Raw genomic sequence first — 21,300 nt, forward strand, 5'->3', positions numbered from 1 at the left:
GCCGCTGTGTTTTTGTCGCGTGTCGAGCGTGCAGCGCCGAGTCGGCGTCGAGCATCGAAAGCAGGCCTTGGTGATGGGCTAATGCAGCGTGGGAGCGGCGCTCTTAGGGACGCCGTATGAATAGATGAATGGCCGGTTCTGAGAATTATGTCCGGTCACAACAGGCTGATCGCAGGGGCGAAGCATCGATGATGCAACGCCCCCTCAAGCTCAAACCGCATACTGCGCCACCCCATTTCCAAACGACCAGTTCTCCTTCTCGACCTCGACGAGATTGATGAACACATCTTCCGGCCGCACGCCCGGCGACTTCCCGAGTTCATCGACGATGCGCCGGTACAGCGCCTTCTTCTGCTCGACCGAGCGCGTGTTGCTGACGGTCAGCTGGATCATGACGAGGTCGTCGCCGCGCGCGATATTCTGGTACTGGCGGTCGTAGATCATGTTGTCGGGCGTGTGCTCGGTGATCAGCATGAACATGTCGTCCTTCGGCACGTTGAACGTGTCCACCAGCGAGCGCTGGATACCGGCGGTCAACGCATGGCGGTAGTCGGCCGGCTTGCCGGCGCGCAGTGAGATTCGGGTGAGCGGCATGATGGGCTCCGTGTTGCTGTGTTGGGTTAAACACAGCTTAGGCGCACCCTGTCATAATAAACAGACATCTTTGCCTATTTCATTCATTTCCATCTGAAATGAAAGTCCTCGATCTCGATGCGGTGCGGGCCTTCGTGCTGGTCGCCGATTTGCGTAGCTTCACGCGAGCCGCAGACGCGCTCGACACCACGCAATCGGCCGTCAGCCTGAAGTTGAAGCGGCTGGAGGCCCATCTGGGCACGCAGTTGCTGGAGCGCACGCCGCGCGTCGTGCGTCTGTCCGCCGACGGTCACGCGTTTCTCGGCGCCGCGCGTGAGTTGCTGAACGCGCACGAGCGCGCCCTGGGCGCGCTATCGGTGGAGCGGCGGCGGCTCGCGCTCGGGCTCAGCGAGCACGTCGCCGGACCGGATCTGCCGCATCTGCTCGGCCGGCTCAACGCGCACGATCCGGGTCTCGTGGTCGAGCTGCATATGGGAACGTCGGCGGCACTGCTCGCGCAGTTCGACGAACGCCGGCTCGATGCGGCGATCGTCCGCTACGGTGCCGACGAGCCGCCGCGCGACGACGCGCAGACGCTGTTCAGCGAGCCGCTCGGTTGGCTTGCGACGCCGACTTGGCTGCCGCGAGTCGGCGAGCCGCTGGCGCTCGCGCTATTGAGTCCGCCGTGCAACGTCCGTGACGTCGCGCTGCGCACGCTGACGGCGGCGGGGATCGCATGGCAGGAGGTGTTTGTCGGCGGTGGCGTCGCTGCCGTGGGCGCGGCGGTGGCGGCGGGGCTCGCCGTGTCGCCGCTCGCGCGCCGGGTCGCGCCGCGCGGTCTGATCGACGTTGGTGCGCGGCTCGGCCTGCCGGCGCTGCCGGAATCGCGCGTGACGCTGCATTCGCGCGTGCGCGAGCCGCGCTCGGCTGAAACGCTGCGGCTACTCGCAAACGGCCTCGCCGCGGCGTGAAATCACAACTGCTGCCGCACCGCCCAAAGCAGCCTCAGTGGATGATCGGCGGCAGCGAACCGCTGCTGGCGGTCGCCGGATTGGGCACGGAGCCCATCGGCGCGATGTTGCTAACGTTTGCGGACGTGTTCGGCGAAGTCTGCACAGCCGGCTTGATCGGACTCGCACGGGAAACCACCGGCTTCGCCGCGACCTTGTCCACATGCGGACGCGCGGTGTGACCCGCCGCGAAATTTGCGCGCACCACCTTGCCCTGAGCCGGCTTCGCGTGCGCCAGTTGCACATGCGGCTGCGCGTGCTTCGCGGCCTGCGCGCTGACGCTGGCGTGCGTCCGGTTCGGGCCTGACGCCGCGACTTGCGTACCGCCCCTCACGCGGCCCTTCGCGTTCCCGCTCGCCGCGACGTGCTTCACGCCGCCGCCGTGCGCCGCGAGTTTGCCGCCGTGGCCCGCGCCGTCCGACGCGACATGGTGTGCCCCATGCCGGACGCTCGCCGTCTGCTTCGCATGCGTGTCGGCTTTAGCCTTGTTTGCGCCCTTGGCGCCCGCCTTTACCGTCATCGCCGCTGGCTTTTTCCGCGCATGCGTCTGCCGCGCCACGTGTCCGCTTGCGACATGCCCGCTAGCCGCCGGCGGATTCCACACTTCCGCATAACCAGCGGCCAACGCCGCTTCCGACACACACCACACGGCCAGCGCCGCTGCTACTGCTCGAACCCGCATCTCCTGCTTCTCCTGATCGACGACTGCCAAAACGAGCCGGGATTATATTCTCTTGCAAAAATCCACTTTTAGACTAATATCGATAACAAGTACACATAGGGACTTACCCGCAATGGCTCACGCCGCTCGAATTTCCTCGCCCGAAGCATCGCCGCGACGATCGCTGTCGGAACCCACGTTGCCGCAGATGTCCGCGGCGGGTCTGCGCGCGTTCTTCAACATTGCCCGCGACTGGGACCTGAGCGCCGACGAGCAGATCGTGCTGCTCGGCAAGCCGGGCCGCTCGACGTTCTTCAAGTGGAGGAACGAGCCCGAGACCGCGCGCCTCAGCCACGACACGCTGGAGCGACTGTCGCTGCTGCTCGGCATCTACAAGGCGCTGCAGATCCTGCTGCCGCAGCCGAGCGCCGCCGATACTTGGGTCAAACGCACCAACAACGCGCCGCCGTTCGGTGGGCGCCGCGCGCTGGACCGCATGCTGGCGGGCAACATCAGCGATCTCGTGGCCGTGCGCCAGTATCTCGACGCAATGCGAGGCGGCTGGGCGTGATACGACCGCAATGGCAGGACCGCTGGACCAGCACCGCGTTCGACTGGTCGCCCGCGTATCGCGTGATTCCGACGCGCTTTCCGGCCATCAATCTGTTCGACCGGGTCGCTTCTCCCGAAGATTTCGACGCGCTGTACGCGCTCGAAGCGATGACCAACGACCGTCTGCGCACCGAAATCGGCGAACTCGATCTGGTGCCGCGCGAGGAGCGCCGTTTCGGCCCCGGCTACGGGCCGATAATGGCCGCGCTCACGCATCTGAATCCGCTTGGCAGCCGCTTTTCCGACGGCACGTACGGCGTGTTCTATTGCGCGCGTTCGCGTGCGACGGCGATCGCCGAAACGCGCTACCACACCGGCAAGTTCCTCGAAGCGACCGCCGAGCCGCCGATGCGTCAGCAAATGCGTCTTTACACGGTAATCGCGCAGGGCAGCGTGGTCGATTTGCGTCGTGACCCCGAGCTCGATCCCGCCGTGCTGTCGCCCGACGACTACCTCGCCGGGCAGGCGCTCGGGCGTGCGGTACGCGAGGCGGGTGCCCCGGGCATCGTCTATCCGTCGGTGCGCGACAGCGCCGGCGAATGCCTCGCCGCGTTCCGCACGACGCTGCTGCGCGAGTGTCATCACGCGGCATACCTCGAATACAACTGGAACGGCACAAGCGTGGATATGGTGTTCGAGTTGAACCAGGTCGGGTGAGGCAAAAGCGGCGAAGCAGCGTGGCGAACTTCAGCCGCTCAAGGCAACGCCAACTCCCCCGCCCCTTCCGCGCGCGCGGCCTCGACCGAGATCGACCAGCGACGCAGCGCCTGCGGCTGCACGATCGTCAACATGCCGTCGGGCCCGAACGCGCCGGTATCGATGAACACCTGCGAGCCGATCTGCGTGATGTCACGCACCGGCGTATGGCCGCAATAGGTCAGCGACAGCCCGCGCTGCTTCAGCGGATCGCCGTTGCCCAGCGCGAGCTCGCGCCCCCACAGCATGCGCTGGCGTGTTTCGGCCGAAAAGTTGCCCGCATCGAGTTCGGCGTCCGAGCCGAAAAATTCGGCATGCAGAATATTGAAGCGCATCTGGCCGCTGCCGACCACGCGCGCGAGCGGCAGCGTGCGTAGATGCTCGGCGTAGTAGCGCAGACGCTCGTCGGGCACGCCGGCCGCCCACCCGCCGCCGATGCCGTACCACCACTGCCGCCGCATGCGGCCGTCGGCGACCAGGCACAGCGCGTCCTCGTGATTGCCGAGCACCGCGTAGAACCACGGCTTCGCGAGCAGCGCGAGCGCCTGCTCCGAGTGCTCGCCGCGATCGACCAGATCGCCGACGGAAAACAGCCGGTCGACCGTCGGATCGAACGCGATCTGACGCAGCAGATAACGCAAGGCATCGACGCAGCCGTGCAGATCGCCGACCACGAAATCGCGGCCCGCCTCGTTGGCGGCGTGATGCTGAACGAAGTTGTCGGGGGTGGAGTTCATCCACCCATGATAATGCCGCCGACACCAGCGCGTATGCGGGGTGCCTATCGTATCCGCACGCCTCATCGGGCGGAAAAGACCTCAAACGCCGCAAAAATGACGCGGAAATGTCACCTTCGCGGTATGCGTCATCGAAAATGCACCGTTGCGCAAGTCACTCCTGCCGTGCGCTCGGGGCGCGTCGCCCGCTACTGCAGCGTGCGCAGCTTTGCCACCTGGCCGGTCGTGATCGTCGCCTGCGGATTGCCGAACTGTTTCGTCACATAGTTCGTGATCGCCGCGATCTGCTCGTCATCGAGATGGCCGCCGAACGCGGGCATCAGCACGTCCGCATGCGCGGTCGTACGGTTCACGCCGTGCAGAATGACCAAGGCAAGATTGTTCGCGTCGTTCGCGCCGACCGTCGAGTTATGGATCAGCGACGGATACGCGCCCGGCGCGCTCGCGCCAACCCCCTCCCCGGTCCAGCTATGGCAGGTCGCGCAATTGGCGAGGAACAGCTGCGCGCCGTTCACGCCGGTGATCGTAGTGCCGCGCAACGCGGTGACGTCGGCGGCGGGATTGCCCCATTGATGGCGGGGACGCACGTCGCCGCCGCTCACGGCCGGCACCGAGCGCAGAAACACGACGATCGAGCTCAGATCCACCGGCGTCAGATACTGCGTGCTGTTCGCGACCACTTCGCCCATCGGCCCGGCCGCGCTCGCGCGGCCCGGCGCCGCACCGGTCGACAGATACGAGGCGAGTTCGTCGTCGCGCCAGTCGCCGACGCCGCTCAGCTTGTCCGGCGTGATATTGAACGCATGCCAGCCAGCCTGCACCGCGCCGGAGAAACGCGCGCTCGACTTCAGCCCCTGCATGAAATTGCGCGGTGTATGGCATTCCTCACAATGCGCGAGCCCTTCGACCAGATACGCGCCACGGTTGCGTTCGGCGCTCTGTTTCGGGTCCGGCACGAAGCGCCCTTCGGTGAAGTTGAACAGGTTCCAGAACACCATCAGCCAGCGCTGGTTGAACGGGAAGCTGAGGCTGTTCGCGGGCGGCGTGTAGTGAATCGGCGCGAGCGTGTTCAGATACGCGCGAATCGCGAGGACATCCTGATCGGTCACGCGCGTGTAGGCCGTGTACGGGAACGCCGGGTACAGCCGCTCGCCGGCTTTGCCGATCCCCTCGTGCATCGCGCGCATGAAATCGGCGTCGCTCCATTTGCCGATGCCAGTGTCGGGATCGGGTGTGATGTTCGGCGTCACGATCGTGCCGAACGGCGTGCTGATCGGCAGGCCGCCTGCGAACGGGCGCGACTTGTCCGCCGTATGGCAGGCTGCGCAATCGGCGACACGGGTCAGGTATTGGCCGCGCTTGACGAGCTCGCCATTCACGGCGGGCCCGGCGAGCGTCGCCTCGGCGTCCGACGCTTGCGCCGCGTTGTCGGCGCGCGCCTGGGTGATCGGCAGCTCGTCGGTCGAGTGTGCCTCCGGGCCGTGCGCCTCGTGCCACGCAATCGACAGCGCGAACAGCGAAAACGCCGCCGCGAGCGCCGCGCCGCCAAAGCGGCGGCGCGGGTTGACGTGCATCAGCGCAGGGTCCGGCGGCACGCGAGAGGTGTTCTTCATCATTGTGGCTCTCCGGTCAGCGCTCAGATTTCGCGCTTCAGCTTGTCGGCCAGCTTCAGCGACAAGGCTGCGATCGTCAGCGTGCAGTTCACCGACGCGGCGCTCGGCATCACGCCGCTGCTCGCGATGAACAGGTTCGGATGATCGTGTGTGCGACAGTCCGCATCGACGACCGAACTGGCCGCATCGCTGCCCATGATCGTCGTGCCCATGATGTGATTGTTGGGCGCGAAGCTGTCGTCGAAGGAGACCTCGGTGCCGCCGAATAGCGTCGCGATCTGTGCGTACAGCTCGTGCGTATTGGCGGCGCTCTTCTTCACGTAGTCGTTGATCGAGTAGTAGATCTCGGGCTGTGGAATGCCGAGCGCGTCCTTGTGATCGGCCGACGGCACGATGCGGTTCTGCGGCTCCGGCAAATGCTCGTGAAAGCTGTTGATGTTCAGCGTCCGCGCCGCGCGGTCGCGGATCTGCCGGTCGAGCTCGGCGCCGGTCAGGCCTTTTTTCAGCAGATCGGCCGTGACGCCCATCGTCGGCACGCCGTTCGACAGATGCAGCTTCTTCGACGCGTAATCGGAGCGGAACGCGCCGTCGCGGAAGTTGACGATCGAAGTCATTTCCATCGGGCCGCGGCCGGGCCATAGCGGTTCGTTGGCGAGAAACGTGACGCCGGTGCCCGGATGATCCATCAGGTTGCGGCCCACCTGATCGGATCTGTTGCCGACGCCGTGCGGGAATTTATCGGAAGTCGACATCAGCATCAGCTTCGGCGTTTCGATGCCGTTCGCCGCGAGCACGAACAGCTTGCCGGTGACGCGCGTGCTATTGCCGTTCGGGTCCTTGTAATGGACCGCGGTGATGAGCCCTTTGTCGTCCGCTTCGACGCGATACACGACCGCTTCGGGAATCAGTTTCGCGCCGGCCTGCTCGGCTTTCTCCGCGTGGATCACGCCGTTGTACATTGCGGCGATCGGACAGATCGGCATGCAGTTGTTGTTGCCGCAGCAGGTCGGCCGTGCATCGTACGGCCGGCTGTTGCGCGCGACCGGCTCGGGCACGACCTTGAAGCCCTGCGCGTTGAGCACGTCGCTAAAACGCTGATCCATATACGACAGCGGCAGTTGCTGCATCGGATAGGGCTTCGAGCGCGGCGAGCCGAGATCGATCGAGCTATCCGGACCGGACACGCCGAGCTGAATTTCGGCGGCCACGTACCACGGTTCGAGCGTTTCGTACGAATACGGCCAGTCGCGCCCGACGCCATATAGCTTGTGCAACTGGAAATCCGACGGCAGCAGCCGCCATGCGGCCGCCGCCCAGTGCCACGTGGTGCCGCCGACGAGCCGCACATATTGTGAGTTGTACGGATAATCGCCCTTCTGGATCAGGTAGTTGTTCGCGGGCGCGTACTCTGGATGCGGCGCGTAAGGAGTCGACGGATACGGCGTCGCGAAGTCGGACTTGGCCGGCGAGTTGCGGAAGTTCTCGACGATCTGCCAGCGCGCAATGCGCGGCCCCGCTTCGAGCAGGATCACCGACGCGCCCGCCAGCGCCAGCTGATGCGCCACCAGACTGCCGGCGACGCCCGAACCGACCACGACGATATCGGCGGATTGTGTGTTTGCCATCGTTTCTCTCTTCGGTGCCCTTCGTGTGACGGGCTTTGTGCGCGCGACGCCGGCGTATTCGTTGCGATGCTGGCGTTGCCCGCTGGCGGGCTCGCGCGCTCACGCGGGCGTCGGCTTCTGCGTCCAGAAGAACGGCACGTCGCGGCAATAGGAGGGAATCGTGAGCACGTCTTTCACGGGATCGAACATCAGCGCCTTTTCATACGCAATCACTTCGACGTGCGGCATATCGCCGACGAGGCCCAGATACCACGCGCGCATGATCGCGCCGACTGTTTTCGCGAGCGCGGGCTGGTCGGTCTGCAGCGCCTGCGTGACCGTATCCGAGGGCACGCCGCCGTGGCCTTGCAGCCAGGTGTTCAGCGCGGCGACGTTCTGCGTGAACTGGCTATCGGAGTGCGACAGCGCATCGTAGACACGCTTGCCGAGCACGGCATCGAAACTGCTACGACCGGTGAGGTGTTGCGACAGCGCGAGGAAGGCATCGAGTCCGCCGCCGGCGGGCGGCGTATCGGCGAGGGCGGGTGCCATCCACGAGAGCGAACGGCTCGCACCGTTGAACGCGAGCGCTGCGGCCACCGCGCACGCGCCGAGCACCCACGCCCTGCGCGAAGCGGAAAACGACGGGGACCAACCGGTGAAACGCGTGGCACTGCGATAAGACTTCGCTCCTTGCCGATGCGTCACGTTGGCATGCGCATCGTTATGCTCAGGAACATCTGTCATGGGGGCTCCAGATGATGAGTCGTTCTCGACGAGCAGCGCGGCGAGGGCATGATGCCGTTCGTGTGCCGCTTCGTTCGCTCTTCCCCAAACCTGGTCTTACGCCGCTTCAGCGGTCTCGTACGCGTGCGCGCGATTCACGCGCGCAGCAAGTGTGATGTTGCATGCGCGATTGCGATGACAACGGAATGACGACGTGCATTGCGCCGCTTGCTGCCAATCGCCTTTCAACTGAAAGCGGCGCGCAAGGCCGCTGCGAAAGACTATAGCCTGTGACCCACCATTCGACAATCGCTCTGCGTTGCCCGCGTAGAATCCGCGACACCGGCCGTCATACACCCACGTCATTCATCGAGTCCCATGACCATCAAATATTATCCGCAGGTTCTTCGCAATCGGCCCCGCACAGTGATCGGCCTCGTGATCGGCATCATCGTCGCGCTCCTCGTGCCCGGTCATACGAGTCCGATGGCCCGCACGCTGATCGGCTGGGACGCGGCCATCTGGAGCTACCTGCTGATGATCTGGGTGCACATGGCTCTCGCCGACGAACATCGCGTGCGTGAATACGCGATGCGCGACGACGAAAACGCGGGCGTCGTGCTCTTCGTGATCTGTGTCGCGACGGTCGCGAGCATCGCGGCAATCGTGCTCGAACTCGCATCGGCGAAGGGCGCGGGCGGCGCGTCGGTCGCCTGGCACTACCTGCTGACCGGTCTGACGCTGATCGGTGCATGGTTCCTGATTCCGACGATCTTCACGCTGCACTACGCGCGCCTGTACTACGACACCGACGCGCGCGAACCCGCGTTGAAGTTCCCCGATCACCATTTGCTGCCGAACTACTGGGACTTCATGTACTACTCGTTCACGATCGCGGTCGCGTCGCAGACCTCCGACGTCGTGCTGCGCTCGCGCGAGATTCGTCGCGCGACGCTCGCGCAATCGATCCTGTCGTTCTACTTCAACGTCGCGGTGCTCGGCTTGTGCGTGAACATCGCGGCGGGGCTGCTGGGTTCCTGACCCTGCTCCTGTGCTGCTTCCGGATGAACGTCACGCGAATGCCACGCGCGTGCCATACGGTTGCCACGCGCGCAGCATCGTAGGTCCGGCCGTGTAAAACCGGCCCCACACCGGCCCGTTTTACCTGCCGGGCCACCCGCAGCGGGCGTAACAGTGCACGCTTTCCCGCGCGCGCTCCGTGCGCCCGCGCACCTTCGGCGTCCGCCGTCTCGCTGTACCCTCGCCCTTTCTCCGCCGGCGCGCCGCCCGACGGCTCACCGCGTTGGCACACGGTTTGCTCGTTTCCGCGACGAGCGATCACCAGCCCCGTTCTACCGCCGTCTGGCGTCAATGCACCCGCGACTGGCAAGCGGCGTGACGATCTTTGCACTACATTGACCAGTACGCGCCCCCGCTGACGCATCGCGTGGTATCCGGCTCGGGAAGCCCGATGAGCGCTGTGATCGCATGCCAACTGCATCCACACCGCAGCAGGACAACTCTGGAAACGACCGATGGAACCTCCAAACGGGTACGCGCCGCGGATTTACTTTTTCCATTCACTTCTCGTCGGGCCCCTCGATGCCTGGCCCGCGCAGTTCGCTCACGCGGCCGGGCTCGGCTTCGATCATGCGTTGATCGGCGGGCTGTTCGAGCCAGGTCAGGCCGGCCACGGCCAGGTGGTCGGCAATCACGCGCGGCTGCATCCCGTGTTCGAGGCACAGCAATCGGCGCACGACGCCGTGCGCCTGCTCGCCGATGCCGCGCGCCGCAACCACCTCACGCTGCTAGTCGATATCGTGATCGACCGCATGGCCGCCGACGGCGTGCTGTACGCCGAGCATTCGGACTGGTTCCATGCGCGCGAGTCCGAGCTCGCGCGGCTCGATCCGCGCCACGTTCATCGCGAAGACAACGTCGCCTACGCGAATTTCGACGACCCCACGACAAGCGCCGCGCTGACCGTCTGGTGGACCCAGCAACTGCTCGCGCTCGCCGAGGCAGGCGTCGGCGGCTTCCGTTTCGATTCGCCGCATCGCGTGCCGGCCGCCGTATGGCGGCACCTCGGCGACGAAGTGCGCGCGAAACATCCTCACGTGCGCTTTCTCGCGGCAACGCCAGGCCTTTCGCGCGGCGATCTGCAAGGTCTCGAAACAGCCGGCTTCGACAGCGCGTTTTCGTCGGTCCGCTGGTGGGATTTCCGTTCGAGCTGGATGGCCGAGGAACATGCGGCGCTGGCGCGCATCGGCGGCCCGATCGCGTTTCCCGAAGCGCCGTATGACACGCGCCTCGCCGCCGAGCTGAGTGACGTGCATGATGCGGCGATCGTCGAGCGTGCGTATCGACGCGCGCTGTTCACGTCGGTTGCACTGGGCAGCGGCTGGATGATGCCGATGGGCTTCGAATACGGCATCACCGAACCGATGTCGCAAACGCGCGGCGACGCCGCGCAGTTCACGCGCGCCGCGCAGTCACGCCGCTTCGATCTGAGCGCCGCCGTCACCCAGGCCAACGACATCGCACGACACACGCCGACGCTGCACGCAAACGGTGAATTGCGCCCATTGAGCGGGCCCGGCGCACCAGCCGCGGTTCTGCTGCGCGCCGACGCGGCCGATCTGCGCGACGCAACCGAAGCAGTCCTGATCGTCGTGAACCCCGAACTCGGCGCGCCGGTGCGCGTCGATCCCGCGCGCTTCCTGGCGGGCGTGCCGGGCAGCTTTACGCGCTTCGTGCCGCTCGACGCGCGCGGCCAGACCGAACCCGCGGCGCTCGCGCCATTCGCGCTCGCGCCCGGCGCCGTGCGGCTGCTGCGCGCGTTCGCCGAAAAGCCGATCTGCCTCGCGCCACCGATCGACAAGGCGAGCAGCAAGCGCAGCGGCCACAAGACTGTGCTCGACGCGATCGAAGCGCCGCGCGTCGCGATCGAGAGCGTGTCGCCGTCGGTGGAGAACGGCCGCTTCGCGGCCAAGCGCAGCGTCGGCGAACGCGCGGAAATCCGCGCGGCAATCTTCGCCGAAGGTCACGACAAGATCGCCGCCGCTGTGCTGTGGCGCGCCGCCGACGAAACCGCGTGGCACGAAGTGTTGATGTCACCCGCGCCGCCGGCCGGGCTCGATTTGTGGAGCACGCGCATTCCGCTCGAGAGGATCGGCCGCTACGAGTTCACCGTGATCGCGTGGCGCGACGACTTCGCATCGCTCGTCGAGCACATGGAAAAGAAGTTGAAGGCGGGGCAAACGGTCGAGATCGAACTCGACGAAGCCGCGCATCTGTTCGCGCTCGTGCTCGCAGAAGTCGAGACGGCCGAGGGCGCCGACAAGGAACCACTCGAACAGATCGTGCGCAACTTCCAGAAGGCCGACGCTGAACAGAAGCTCGCGCTGATTCTCGCGCCCGCCACCGCGCAAGCAATGACGGCCGCACGCCATCGCCCGTTCCTGAGCCGCGATCCGGTGACCTACAAGATCGACTCAGAGCGCACGGCCGCCTCTTTTGCGAGCTGGTACGAGATCTTCCCGCGCTCGATGAGCGACGACGAATCGCGCCACGGCACGTTCGCTGACGTCACCGCGAAGCTGCCGCGCATTCGCGACATGGGCTTCGACGTGCTGTACTTCCCGCCGATTCACCCGATCGGCCTCGCGAACCGCAAGGGCCGCAACAACACGTTGACCGCGCAGCCCGGCGACGTCGGCAGTCCGTATGCGATCGGCGCGGCCGAGGGCGGCCACACGGCCGTGCATCCGCAGCTCGGCACGCTCGACGACTTCAAGGCGATGCTCGCTGCCGCGCATGCGCACGGCCTGGAAATCGCGCTCGACTTCGCGATCCAGTGCTCGCCCGATCACCCGTGGCTGAAGGAGCATCCGACGTGGTTCGCGTGGCGCCCCGACGGCACGCTGCGCTATGCGGAGAATCCGCCGAAGAAGTATCAGGACATCGTCAATCCCGACTTCTACGCGCACGACGCGAAGCCCGACCTGTGGCTCGCGTTGCGCGACGTGATCCTGTTCTGGATCGACGCGGGCGTGCGCATCTTCCGTGTCGACAATCCTCACACGAAGCCGCTACCGTTCTGGGAATGGATGATCACCGACGTGCGCGCGCGCCATCCCGACGCCATCTTCCTCGCGGAAGCCTTCACGCGGCCGCGCATGATGAACCGGCTCGGCAAGATCGGCTTCTCGCAGTCGTACACGTACTTCACGTGGCGCGAGTCGAAGCGCGATTTCATCGAGTACCTCAGCGAGCTCACGCAGACCGGCGCGCGCGATTTCTACCGGCCGAACTTCTTCGTCAATACACCGGACATCAACCCGCGCCATCTGCAATCGCAGGGACGCACGGGCTTTCTGATTCGCGCGGCGCTCGCGGCGACACTGGCGGGCCTGTGGGGCGCGTATAGCGGCTTCGAACTGTGCGAGGCCGCCGCGCTGCCGAACAGCGAAGAATATCTGGATTCCGAAAAATATCAGCTGCGTGCGTGGGACTGGCACCGGCCCGGCAATATCGTCGGCGAGATTACCGCGTTGAACCGCATTCGCCGCGCGAATCCCGCGCTGCAAACGCATCTCGGCCTTACGTTCCTCACCGCGCACAACGATCACATCCTGTTTTTCGAGAAGGCGACCGAAACGCGCGACAATGTGATCGTCGTCGCGATCAATCTCGATCCATTCAACGAACAGGGCGCGGACATCGAGTTGTCGTGGGACACGTTCCAGCGCTGGCATCTGCACGATCACGCCGCGCTAGAAGTAATCGACCAGATGACCGGCGCGCGCTTCGAATGGCACGGACGCTGGCAGCACGTGCAACTCGGCTCGGGCCAACCGTTCTCGATCTGGCGCATCGCGCCGCTAGGCGGCCTGCCCGCCGAACGCCCGGAGGAGGCCGATCACGAACCCGACAGCGCTGATCACGCGGACGCTGCCAACCCAACCTGGATGGAAGGTGGAACATGAAGCGCGACGACCCAGCCCAAACCGTGCACGAGGCCCAAACGGCCGTAGCCGCCGGCACCGCGGCCAAGGTACGCACGCGCCGGCGCGGCAAGCCCGCGGCCCTCAGCGACGATCCGCTGTGGTACAAGGACGCGATCATCTACCAGGTGCATATCAAGTCGTTCTTCGATGGGAACAACGACGGCGTCGGCGATTTCCCCGGCCTGATGGCGAAGCTCGACTACATCGCCGAGCTCGGCGTCAACGCGATCTGGCTGCTGCCGTTCTATCCGTCGCCACGCCGCGACGACGGCTACGACATCGCCGACTATCGCAACGTGCATCCCGACTACGGTCAGCTCGCGGACGTACGGCGCTTCATCCAGGAAGCGCACGCGCGCGGCATCCGCGTGATTACCGAGCTCGTGATCAACCACACGTCGGATCAGCACCCGTGGTTCCAGCGCGCCCGGCGCGCGAAGCCCGGCTCGAACTACCGCAACTACTACGTGTGGTCCGATACCGATCAGAAGTACCTGGACACGCGCATCATCTTCATCGACTCGGAGCCGTCGAACTGGACGCACGATCCGGTCGCGGGCGCGTACTACTGGCACCGCTTCTACTCGCACCAGCCGGATCTGAACTTCGACAATCCGGCGGTCATGAAAGAGGTATTGCAGGTCATGCGCTTCTGGCTCGACATGGGCATCGACGGGCTGCGGCTCGATGCGGTGCCGTACCTCGTCGAACGTGAAGGCACCAACAACGAGAACCTGCCGGAGACGCACGAGATCCTGAAGAAGATTCGCGCGACCATCGACGCCGAGTACCCGAACCGGATGCTGCTCGCCGAGGCAAACCAGTGGCCCGAGGACGTGAAGGAGTACTTCGGCAACGAAGACGAATGCCATATGGCGTTTCACTTCCCGCTGATGCCACGCATCTACATGTCGATTGCGAGCGAGGACCGCTTTCCGATCACCGACATCATGAAGCAGACGCCGGATCTCGCCGAATCGAACCAGTGGGCGATCTTCCTGCGCAATCACGACGAGCTGACGCTCGAAATGGTCACCGATTCCGAGCGCGACTATCTGTGGAACACCTATGCGAGCGATCGACGCGCACGTTTGAACCTTGGCATTCGCCGCCGCCTCGCGCCGCTGATGGAGCGCGACCGCCGCCGCATCGAGCTGATCAAATCGCTGCTGCTGTCGATGCCCGGTACGCCGGTCATCTACTACGGCGACGAACTCGGCATGGGCGACAACATCCACCTCGGCGACCGCGACGGTGTGCGCACGCCGATGCAGTGGTCGTCGGATCGCAACGGCGGTTTCTCGCGCGCCGACCCCGAGCAACTGGTGCTGCCGCCGGTAATGGGTTCGCTGTACGGCTTCGACGCGATCAACGTCGAGGCGCAGAGCCGCGATCCGCATTCGCTGCTGAACTGGACACGCCGCATGCTGGCAACGCGGCGCTCGAAGAAGACCTTCGGACGCGGCACGATCCGCTTTCTGAAGCCTGAAAACCGCAAGATTCTCGCGTATCTACGCGAGGCCCCCGGGGAATCGCCGATCCTGTGTGTCGCGAATCTGTCGCGCGCGCCGCAGGCGGTCGAGCTCGACCTGTCCGAATTCAACGGCTTCGTGCCGATCGAGATGACCGCCGACTCAGTGTTCCCTGCGATCGGCCAGCTGACTTATCTGCTGACGTTTCCGCCATACGGCTTCCTGTGGTTCATGCTCTGCGAAAGCGGCCAACGACCGACGTGGGCGCAGGCGCATTCGGTGCCGCTGCCCGAGTTCGTCACGATCGTGATCCGCGAAGGGCAGACCGGGCCGACACCCGAAAACGTGCGGCTGCTCGAATCCGAGGTACTGCCGTCGTGGCTGAGCCGGCGCCGCTGGTTCGCGTCGAAGGATCAGAAGATGCATGCGGTGCGGCTCGCCGCGCTGACCACGATTCCGAACGGCGGCTTCGCGTTCACTGAAATCGAAGCGGATGTGGGCGACCACACCGAGCGCTACGTGGTGCCTATCGCGATCACGTGGGGCGGAGAAACCACCACGCCGCTGTTCATGCAACTGGCGCTCGCGCGCGTGCGGCGTGGCCGCAACGTCGGCCATCTGACGGATGCCTTCGCGCTGCCGATCTTCGCGCACAACGTGCTGCGCAAGATGCGTGAGCGCGCGATCGTGCCGACCGTGCAGAAAAGCGAGATCAAGTTCCTGCCGACCGAGCGCTTCGCCGAACTCGACATTCTTGGCGAGCGGCCCGAGATCCGCTGGCTCGCGGCCGAGCAGAGCAACAGCTCGCTGATCGTCGCCGATGCCGCGGTGTTGAAGCTCGTGCGGCGGCTCGTCAGCGGCATCCATCCGGAAGCGGAAATCAGCCGCTATCTGACGCAGCTCGGCTATGCGAACACCGCGCCGCTGTATGGCGAAGTGGTGCGCGTCGATCCCGAAGGCGTGCCGCATACGCTCGCGATCCTGCAGGGCTTTATCGACAATCAGGGCGATGCGTGGAACTGGTCGCTCGACCATCTGCGCCGCTCGGTCGACGAACTCGCGATCGCGATCGATACGGAGACGCAGACGGTCCCCGACCGCACGAACGAATCGATCCTGCTGGACGGCTACGGCGAACTCGCGGGCATCATCGGCAGACGGCTCGGCGAATTGCATGTTGCGCTCGCCACGCCGAGCGACGATCCCGCGTTCGCGCCGGAACCGGCCACCGCGGAGCATGTGAAGGCGTGGGTCGACGCGACGCAGACGATGCTCGCCAGCGCGCTCGATCTGCTCGCGCCGCGCATCGCGGACATGAGCGACCCGGACACCAAGGGCCTCGCGCAAAGTCTGATCGATCGCCGCACCGCGCTCGTCGAAGCAGTCGACAAACTGGTGCCGGACGACGCAGGAGCGTTGCGCATCCGCATCCACGGCGACTTCCATCTCGGCCAGGTGCTGGTCGCTCACGGCGACGCCTATCTGATCGATTTCGAAGGCGAGCCCGCGCGTTCGCTCGAAGAGCGTCGCCAGAAATCGAGCCCATTGCGCGACGTCGCGGGTCTGATGCGTTCGCTGTCGTATGCAAGCGCGGCCGCGCAGTCGACCACCGAAAGCGCGCCGCAACAGACCGCCGATCGCAAGCGGGCGCTGTTCGAGCGCTTCCGCGCGCACGCGACCAGCGCGTTCCTGGCCGAATACCGCGCGGCCGCCGCGCAGTCGCCGACGCCGCTCGTCGCGGCCGAATCCGAACAGGCGCTGCTCGATCTGTTCCTGATCGAGAAGGCCGCTTACGAGATCCGCTACGAGGCAGCCAACCGGCCGACGTGGCTCGGCTTGCCGGTGCGCGGCCTCGCGGCGCTCACGAGCCGTCTGCTCGGCGACACCGGCGCGCCGCCGCCGCACAGCGGTCCGTCAACCCAGGCGCCTGGCGCCGCCACGCCGCCTAACCCGGCCGAGGGCGACTATGAGTGAGCATGATCCGGCTGCAGGCCTTCAGCCCGTCGATATCGACGCGCTCGTCGAAGCACGCCACCCCGATCCGTTTTCGCAGCTCGGCCTGCATCAGACCAGTGCCGGGCCGATCGTGCGCGCGCTGCTGCCGAACGCCGCGCACGTCACCGTGATTTCGCGCGCCGATGGCGCGACGCTCGGCGAACTCGAGCAGTTGCGTCCCGGCCTGTTCGCGGGTCGCGTCACGTCGGCGATGCCGTACCGCTTGCGCGTCGATTGGCATGGCGTCGTGCAGGAAGTGGAGGATCCCTATTCATTTGGTCCCGTGCTCGGCGACGAACCGCTCGAACGTCTCGCGCGCGGCGATCCGTACGCGGTACTCGAATGTCTCGGTGCGCGGCCGGTCGACGTCGACGGCGTGCCTGGCGTGCGCTTTGCCGTGTGGGCGCCGAATGCGCGGCGCGTGTCGGTGGTCGGCGACTTCAACGCGTGGGACGGCCGCCGTCATCCGATGCGGCTGCGTCATCAGGCGGGCGTCTGGGAGCTGTTCGTGCCGCGCATCGGCGCGGGCGCGCGCTACAAGTACGAGTTGCTGTCGCGCGACGGCCATCCGCTGCCGCTGAAGGCCGATCCGTGCGCGATGCAGACGGAAAAGCCGCCGGGCACCGCGTCGATCGTCGCGCACGTCGACGAGATCGAGCAGTTTCCGTGGAGCGATCACGAGTGGATCCTGTCGCGCGCCGACAAGCAGACTGCGCGCACGCCGATCACGATCTACGAAGTGCACGCGGAGTCGTGGCTGCGCATCGCCGAAGAAGGTCAGCGTGGTCTCGACTGGGAAGAGCTCGCCGAGCGGCTGATTCCCTACGCGAAGAGCATGGGCTTCACGCACATCGAATTTCTGCCGATCGCCGAGCATCCGTTCGGCGGCTCATGGGGCTATCAGCCGCTTGGGCAGTTCGCGCCGTCCGCGCGCTTCGGCAAGCCCGAGCAGTTCGCGCGTTTCGTGGATCGCGCGCACGAAGCGGAGCTCGGCGTGATTCTCGACTGGGTGCCCGCGCATTTTCCGAACGACGCGCACGGCCTGGTCGATTTCGACGGCACGCCGCTCTATGAGCACGCCGATCCGCGCGAAGGCTATCACCAGGACTGGAACACGATGATCTACAACCTCGGCCGCCACGAGGTCAGCGCGTTCCTGATCGCGTCGGGGCTCGCGTGGTTGAAGCGCTATCACGTCGACGGCTTGCGCGTCGATGCGGTCGCCTCGATGCTGTATCGCGACTACTCGCGTGCGGCCGGCGAGTGGGTGCCGAACATCTACGGCGGCCGCGAGAATCTCGAAGCGATCGCGTTCCTGAAGCGGTTGAATCACGAGGTCCGCTACGTGCCGGGCGCACCCGGCGTGATCACGGTCGCCGAGGAATCGACCGCATGGCCGGGCGTAACCGCGCGCCTCGCGGACGGCGGCCTCGGCTTCGACTTCAAATGGAACATGGGCTGGATGCACGACACGCTGCACTACATGCACGAGGACCCGGTGTATCGCCAGTACCATCACCACAACATGACGTTCGGCATGGTGTACGCGTATTCCGAGCGCTTCGTGCTGCCGCTGTCGCACGACGAGGTGGTGCACGGCAAGGGCTCGCTGCTCGGCAAGATGCCCGGCGACCGCTGGCAGCGTTTCGCGAATCTGCGTGCGTACTTCGGTTTCATGTGGACGCACCCGGGCAAGAAGCTGCTGTTCATGGGCGGCGAATTCGGCCAGATGGCGGAATTCGACCATGACGGCTCACCACATTGGCATCTGCTCGATGATCCGGACCACCACGGCGTGCAGTTACTGGTGCGCGACCTGAACCATCTGTATCGCAATGAGCCCGCGCTGCATCTGCTCGACAGCGAACTCGCCGGCTTCGAATGGTTGATCGGCGACGACAGCGGCAACAGCGTGTTCGCCTATCGGCGCACCGACGGCGCGGGCCAGGAGTTCGTCGTGGTCAGCAACATGACGCCGGTGCCGCGGCTCGGTTATCGGCTCGGTCTGCCGCGCGGCGGACGCTGGGCGGAAGTGCTGAATACCGACGCGGGGGTGTATGGCGGCTCGAACATGGGTAATGGCGGGCTGATTCATACCGACCATGTGTCAAGCCACGGCAGACCGCATTCCGCTGCGCTGACCTTGCCCCCGCTCGCGACGATCGTATTGCGCGCGGACTAACGTGCCGCAACACGGGCGCCGCGCGCCCGTTGCATGAAGACCCCGGCTCTAGCTCGACAATCAGAACGGGACAAGGGAAATCATGTCGCATGCGTTGCCCGACCGGTTGCTGCCCGGCTCGCCGTATCCGCTCGGTGCGAGCTGGGACGGGCTGGGCGTCAACTTCGCGGTGTTCTCGGCGAATGCACAGAAAATCGAGCTATGCCTGTTCGATTCCACCGGCCGCAAGGAAATCCGCCGCTTCGCCCTGCCTGAATGTACCGACGAGGTCTGGCACGGCTATCTGCCGAACGCGCATCCGGGCACTGCGTACGGCTTTCGCGCGCATGGGCCGTATCAGCCGCATTTCGGGCACCGCTTCAATCCGCACAAGCTGCTGCTCGATCCGTATGCGCGCAAGCTCGTCGGGCAGTTTCGCTGGTCCGATGCGCTGTTCGGCTATCGCGTGCATTCGAATCGTGCGGACCTTTCCATCGACCGGCGCGATTCCGCGCCCGCGATGCCCAAGTGCGTCGTGATCGACGAGGCTTTCGATTCGTCGCACGACAAGCGCCCCGACGTGCCGTGGGGCGAGACCGTGATCTACGAAACGCACTTGCGCGGCGCGTCGATGCTGCGCGCCGATCTGCGTCAGCACGAACGCGGCACGTTCGCGGCGCTCGCGGCACCGGAGTTCATCGAGCATCTGCTGAAGCTCGGCGTGACCGCGGTCGAACTGCTGCCCGTGCACGCGTTTCTGAACGACCGCTTCCTGGTGGCGCGCGGCCTGCGCAATTACTGGGGCTACAACACCGCTGCGTTCTTCGCGCCGGAGCCGACCTATCTGAGCACGCACCGGCTCGACGAAATGCGCATCGCCGTGCGGCAGTTGCACGCGGCGGGCATCGAGGTCTTTCTCGACGTGGTCTACAACCACACGTGCGAAAGCAACGAGATGGGCCCGACCATTTCGTGGCGCGGCCTCGACAACGCCAGCTACTACCGGCTGATTCCCGGCGACGAGCGTCACTTCATCAACGACACCGGTTGCGGCAACACGGTCAATCTGCCGCATCCGCGCGTGCTGCAGATGGTGATGGATTCGCTGCGCTACTGGTCGAGCGCGTTCAACATCGACGGCTTCCGTTTCGATCTCGGCGTGACGCTCGGGCGCGAAAGCCACGGCTTCGATCCGGGCTCGGGTTTTTTCGACGCGTTGCGCCAGGACCCGGTGCTCTCGCAGCGCAAGCTGATTTCCGAGCCGTGGGACATCGGTCCCGGCGGCTATCAGCTCGGCAATCATCCGCCGGGCTTCAGCGAATGGAACGATCGTTTCCGCGACACCGTGCGGCGCTTCTGGCGCGGCGACGCGGGCCTGCGACCCGATCTCGCCGCGCGCCTGACCGGCTCGGCCGATGTGTTCAACCGGCGGCATCGCAAGCCGTGGGCATCGGTCAACTTCGTCACGTCACACGATGGCTTCACATTAGCCGATGTCACCGCTTACGAGCAGAAGCACAACGAAGCCAACCTGGAAGACAACAACGACGGCCACAATGAGAATTGCAGCCGCAACTGGGGCGTCGAAGGCGTCACTGACGACCCCGCGATCCTCGCAACGCGCCGCCGCGTGTCGCGCTCGCTGATCGCGACGCTGATGATCGCGCTCGGCACGCCGATGCTGCTCGCCGGCGACGAAGCGCTGCGCACGCAGCGCGGCAACAACAATGCGTATTGTCAGGATAACGACCTATCGTGGCTCGACTGGGATCTCGCGGATTCGCAGGAAGGCCGGTGCATGACCGGGTTCGTCGGGCGCGTGATCGCGTTGCGCAAGCGCCATCCGCTGCTACGCGAAACGCGTTTTCTGTTCGGCGACCGCGAAGTACTGCCTGGCCTGTTCGACGTCGGCTGGTTCGACGAGCACGGCGATCCGCTCACGATCGAAGCGTGGCAGGACCCGGAGGGACGCGCGTTCACTTTGCGTCGCGCGGGGCCGGGCCTGAATGGCGAAACCGAAGTATTGTTATTGATGCTCAACGCTCACGAGGACCCGCTGCAGTTCGCGCCTCCCGCGCCGCACCTGGAATGGCATGTGCTGTTGGACACGGCCGACCCGGAACGCGCGCCGCAGCGGCTCGCGACGGCCGAGCTCGAGGTCGCCGCGCACGGCCTCGTGATACTCGCCGCGCAGCCGACCGGCGAAGCGGATTGGCAAGCGGGCTGGAAGGCTGGCGCACAGCACGGGCCGCGGCTCTTGACCGCGCTGCCGCCCGATCCGGGCGCGCAGACGCCAAATGGTGATGGTTCGCAATGAACGATGCGCCGCGGCGAGACCGCTGGAGCGAGGTCAGATCGCAATGCAGCCGGGGTGGCAAGAATGTTGCGACGCAATGCCTGCTGCGTCGCGTCGAATTGCAATCCAGGCTGG

General features: G+C 65.5%; 14 protein-coding genes. 8 read left to right on the forward strand and 6 right to left on the reverse strand.

Translation table 11 applies throughout. From position 1 onward, the window contains the following. Positions 1 to 210 precede the first annotated feature (210 nt). Positions 211 to 594, reverse strand: a complete 384-nt coding sequence (locus tag L0U81_RS26450; RefSeq protein ID WP_233807537.1) for a tautomerase family protein — start codon at positions 592 to 594, stop codon at positions 211 to 213. Positions 595 to 692: 98 nt separating this feature from the next. On the opposite strand from L0U81_RS26450, the gene L0U81_RS26455 reads away from it, so the two are divergent. Further along, positions 693 to 1,544 carry a LysR family transcriptional regulator gene (locus tag L0U81_RS26455; protein WP_233807545.1) on the forward strand — a complete coding sequence of 284 codons (852 nt, stop codon included), beginning with the start codon at positions 693 to 695 and terminating at the stop codon, positions 1,542 to 1,544. 34 nt (positions 1,545 to 1,578) lie between these two features. Here the strand turns inward: L0U81_RS26455 and L0U81_RS26460 are convergent, their stop codons facing one another. After that, positions 1,579 to 2,265 (reverse strand): hypothetical protein, encoded by a 687-nt coding sequence (locus tag L0U81_RS26460; protein ID WP_233807547.1) that lies wholly within the window; start codon positions 2,263 to 2,265, stop codon positions 1,579 to 1,581. Positions 2,266 to 2,377: 112 nt separating this feature from the next. Between L0U81_RS26460 and L0U81_RS26465 the strand changes: the two genes are divergently transcribed. Both L0U81_RS26465 and L0U81_RS26470 read left to right on the forward strand, forming a co-directional pair. Beyond that, the gene (locus L0U81_RS26465; protein ID WP_326489858.1) at positions 2,378 to 2,815 is read left to right on the forward strand and encodes an MbcA/ParS/Xre antitoxin family protein; all 438 of its coding nucleotides are present in this window, start codon (positions 2,378 to 2,380) and stop codon (positions 2,813 to 2,815) included. Continuing rightward, complete coding sequence (locus tag L0U81_RS26470) at positions 2,812 to 3,513, forward strand: RES family NAD+ phosphorylase (RefSeq protein WP_233807548.1); 702 nt, start codon at positions 2,812 to 2,814, stop codon at positions 3,511 to 3,513. Before L0U81_RS26465 ends, L0U81_RS26470 begins: the two co-directional genes overlap by 4 nt. A 38-nt stretch (positions 3,514 to 3,551) precedes the next feature. Here L0U81_RS26470 and L0U81_RS26475 read toward each other — a convergent pair whose 3' ends face one another. The 4 genes from L0U81_RS26475 to L0U81_RS26490 all read right to left on the reverse strand — a co-directional run bounded on the left by L0U81_RS26475 (position 3,552) and on the right by L0U81_RS26490 (position 8,253). Further along, positions 3,552 to 4,289: a metallophosphoesterase gene (locus L0U81_RS26475; RefSeq protein WP_233807550.1), complete on the reverse strand. Its 738-nt coding sequence runs from the start codon at positions 4,287 to 4,289 to the stop codon at positions 3,552 to 3,554. A gap of 188 nt (positions 4,290 to 4,477) precedes the next feature. Beyond that, the gene (locus L0U81_RS26480) at positions 4,478 to 5,905 is read right to left on the reverse strand and encodes a cytochrome c (RefSeq protein ID WP_233807552.1); all 1,428 of its coding nucleotides are present in this window, start codon (positions 5,903 to 5,905) and stop codon (positions 4,478 to 4,480) included. Between the two features lie 20 nt (positions 5,906 to 5,925). Further along, positions 5,926 to 7,527, reverse strand: coding sequence for a GMC family oxidoreductase (locus L0U81_RS26485; RefSeq protein WP_233807554.1), 1,602 nt, complete (start codon positions 7,525 to 7,527; stop codon positions 5,926 to 5,928). A gap of 99 nt (positions 7,528 to 7,626) precedes the next feature. Next, positions 7,627 to 8,253 carry a sorbitol dehydrogenase family protein gene (locus tag L0U81_RS26490; RefSeq protein WP_233807556.1) on the reverse strand — a complete coding sequence of 209 codons (627 nt, stop codon included), beginning with the start codon at positions 8,251 to 8,253 and terminating at the stop codon, positions 7,627 to 7,629. A gap of 357 nt (positions 8,254 to 8,610) precedes the next feature. On the opposite strand from L0U81_RS26490, the gene L0U81_RS26495 reads away from it, so the two are divergent. The 5 genes from L0U81_RS26495 to glgX all read left to right on the forward strand — a co-directional run bounded on the left by L0U81_RS26495 (position 8,611) and on the right by glgX (position 21,186). Then, positions 8,611 to 9,273 carry a DUF1345 domain-containing protein gene (locus L0U81_RS26495; protein ID WP_233807563.1) on the forward strand — a complete coding sequence of 221 codons (663 nt, stop codon included), beginning with the start codon at positions 8,611 to 8,613 and terminating at the stop codon, positions 9,271 to 9,273. 494 nt (positions 9,274 to 9,767) lie between these two features. Further along, positions 9,768 to 13,220, forward strand: a complete 3,453-nt coding sequence (locus L0U81_RS26500; RefSeq protein ID WP_233807565.1) for an alpha-1,4-glucan--maltose-1-phosphate maltosyltransferase — start codon at positions 9,768 to 9,770, stop codon at positions 13,218 to 13,220. Beyond that, positions 13,217 to 16,687 carry a maltose alpha-D-glucosyltransferase gene (treS, locus tag L0U81_RS26505; protein WP_233807575.1) on the forward strand — a complete coding sequence of 1,157 codons (3,471 nt, stop codon included), beginning with the start codon at positions 13,217 to 13,219 and terminating at the stop codon, positions 16,685 to 16,687. The genes L0U81_RS26500 and treS overlap by 4 nt, the downstream gene beginning before the upstream one ends. Then, on the forward strand, positions 16,680 to 18,890 hold the full coding sequence (glgB, locus tag L0U81_RS26510) for a 1,4-alpha-glucan branching protein GlgB (RefSeq protein ID WP_233807577.1): 2,211 nt from the start codon (positions 16,680 to 16,682) through the stop codon (positions 18,888 to 18,890). The genes treS and glgB overlap by 8 nt, the downstream gene beginning before the upstream one ends. Positions 18,891 to 18,972: 82 nt before the next feature. Further along, positions 18,973 to 21,186, forward strand: coding sequence for a glycogen debranching protein GlgX (gene glgX / locus L0U81_RS26515; protein ID WP_233807586.1), 2,214 nt, complete (start codon positions 18,973 to 18,975; stop codon positions 21,184 to 21,186). The last annotated feature ends 114 nt before the right edge of the window (positions 21,187 to 21,300 follow it).

The organism is Paraburkholderia sp. HP33-1, from assembly GCF_021390595.1.
GTDB lineage: Bacteria > Pseudomonadota > Gammaproteobacteria > Burkholderiales > Burkholderiaceae > Paraburkholderia.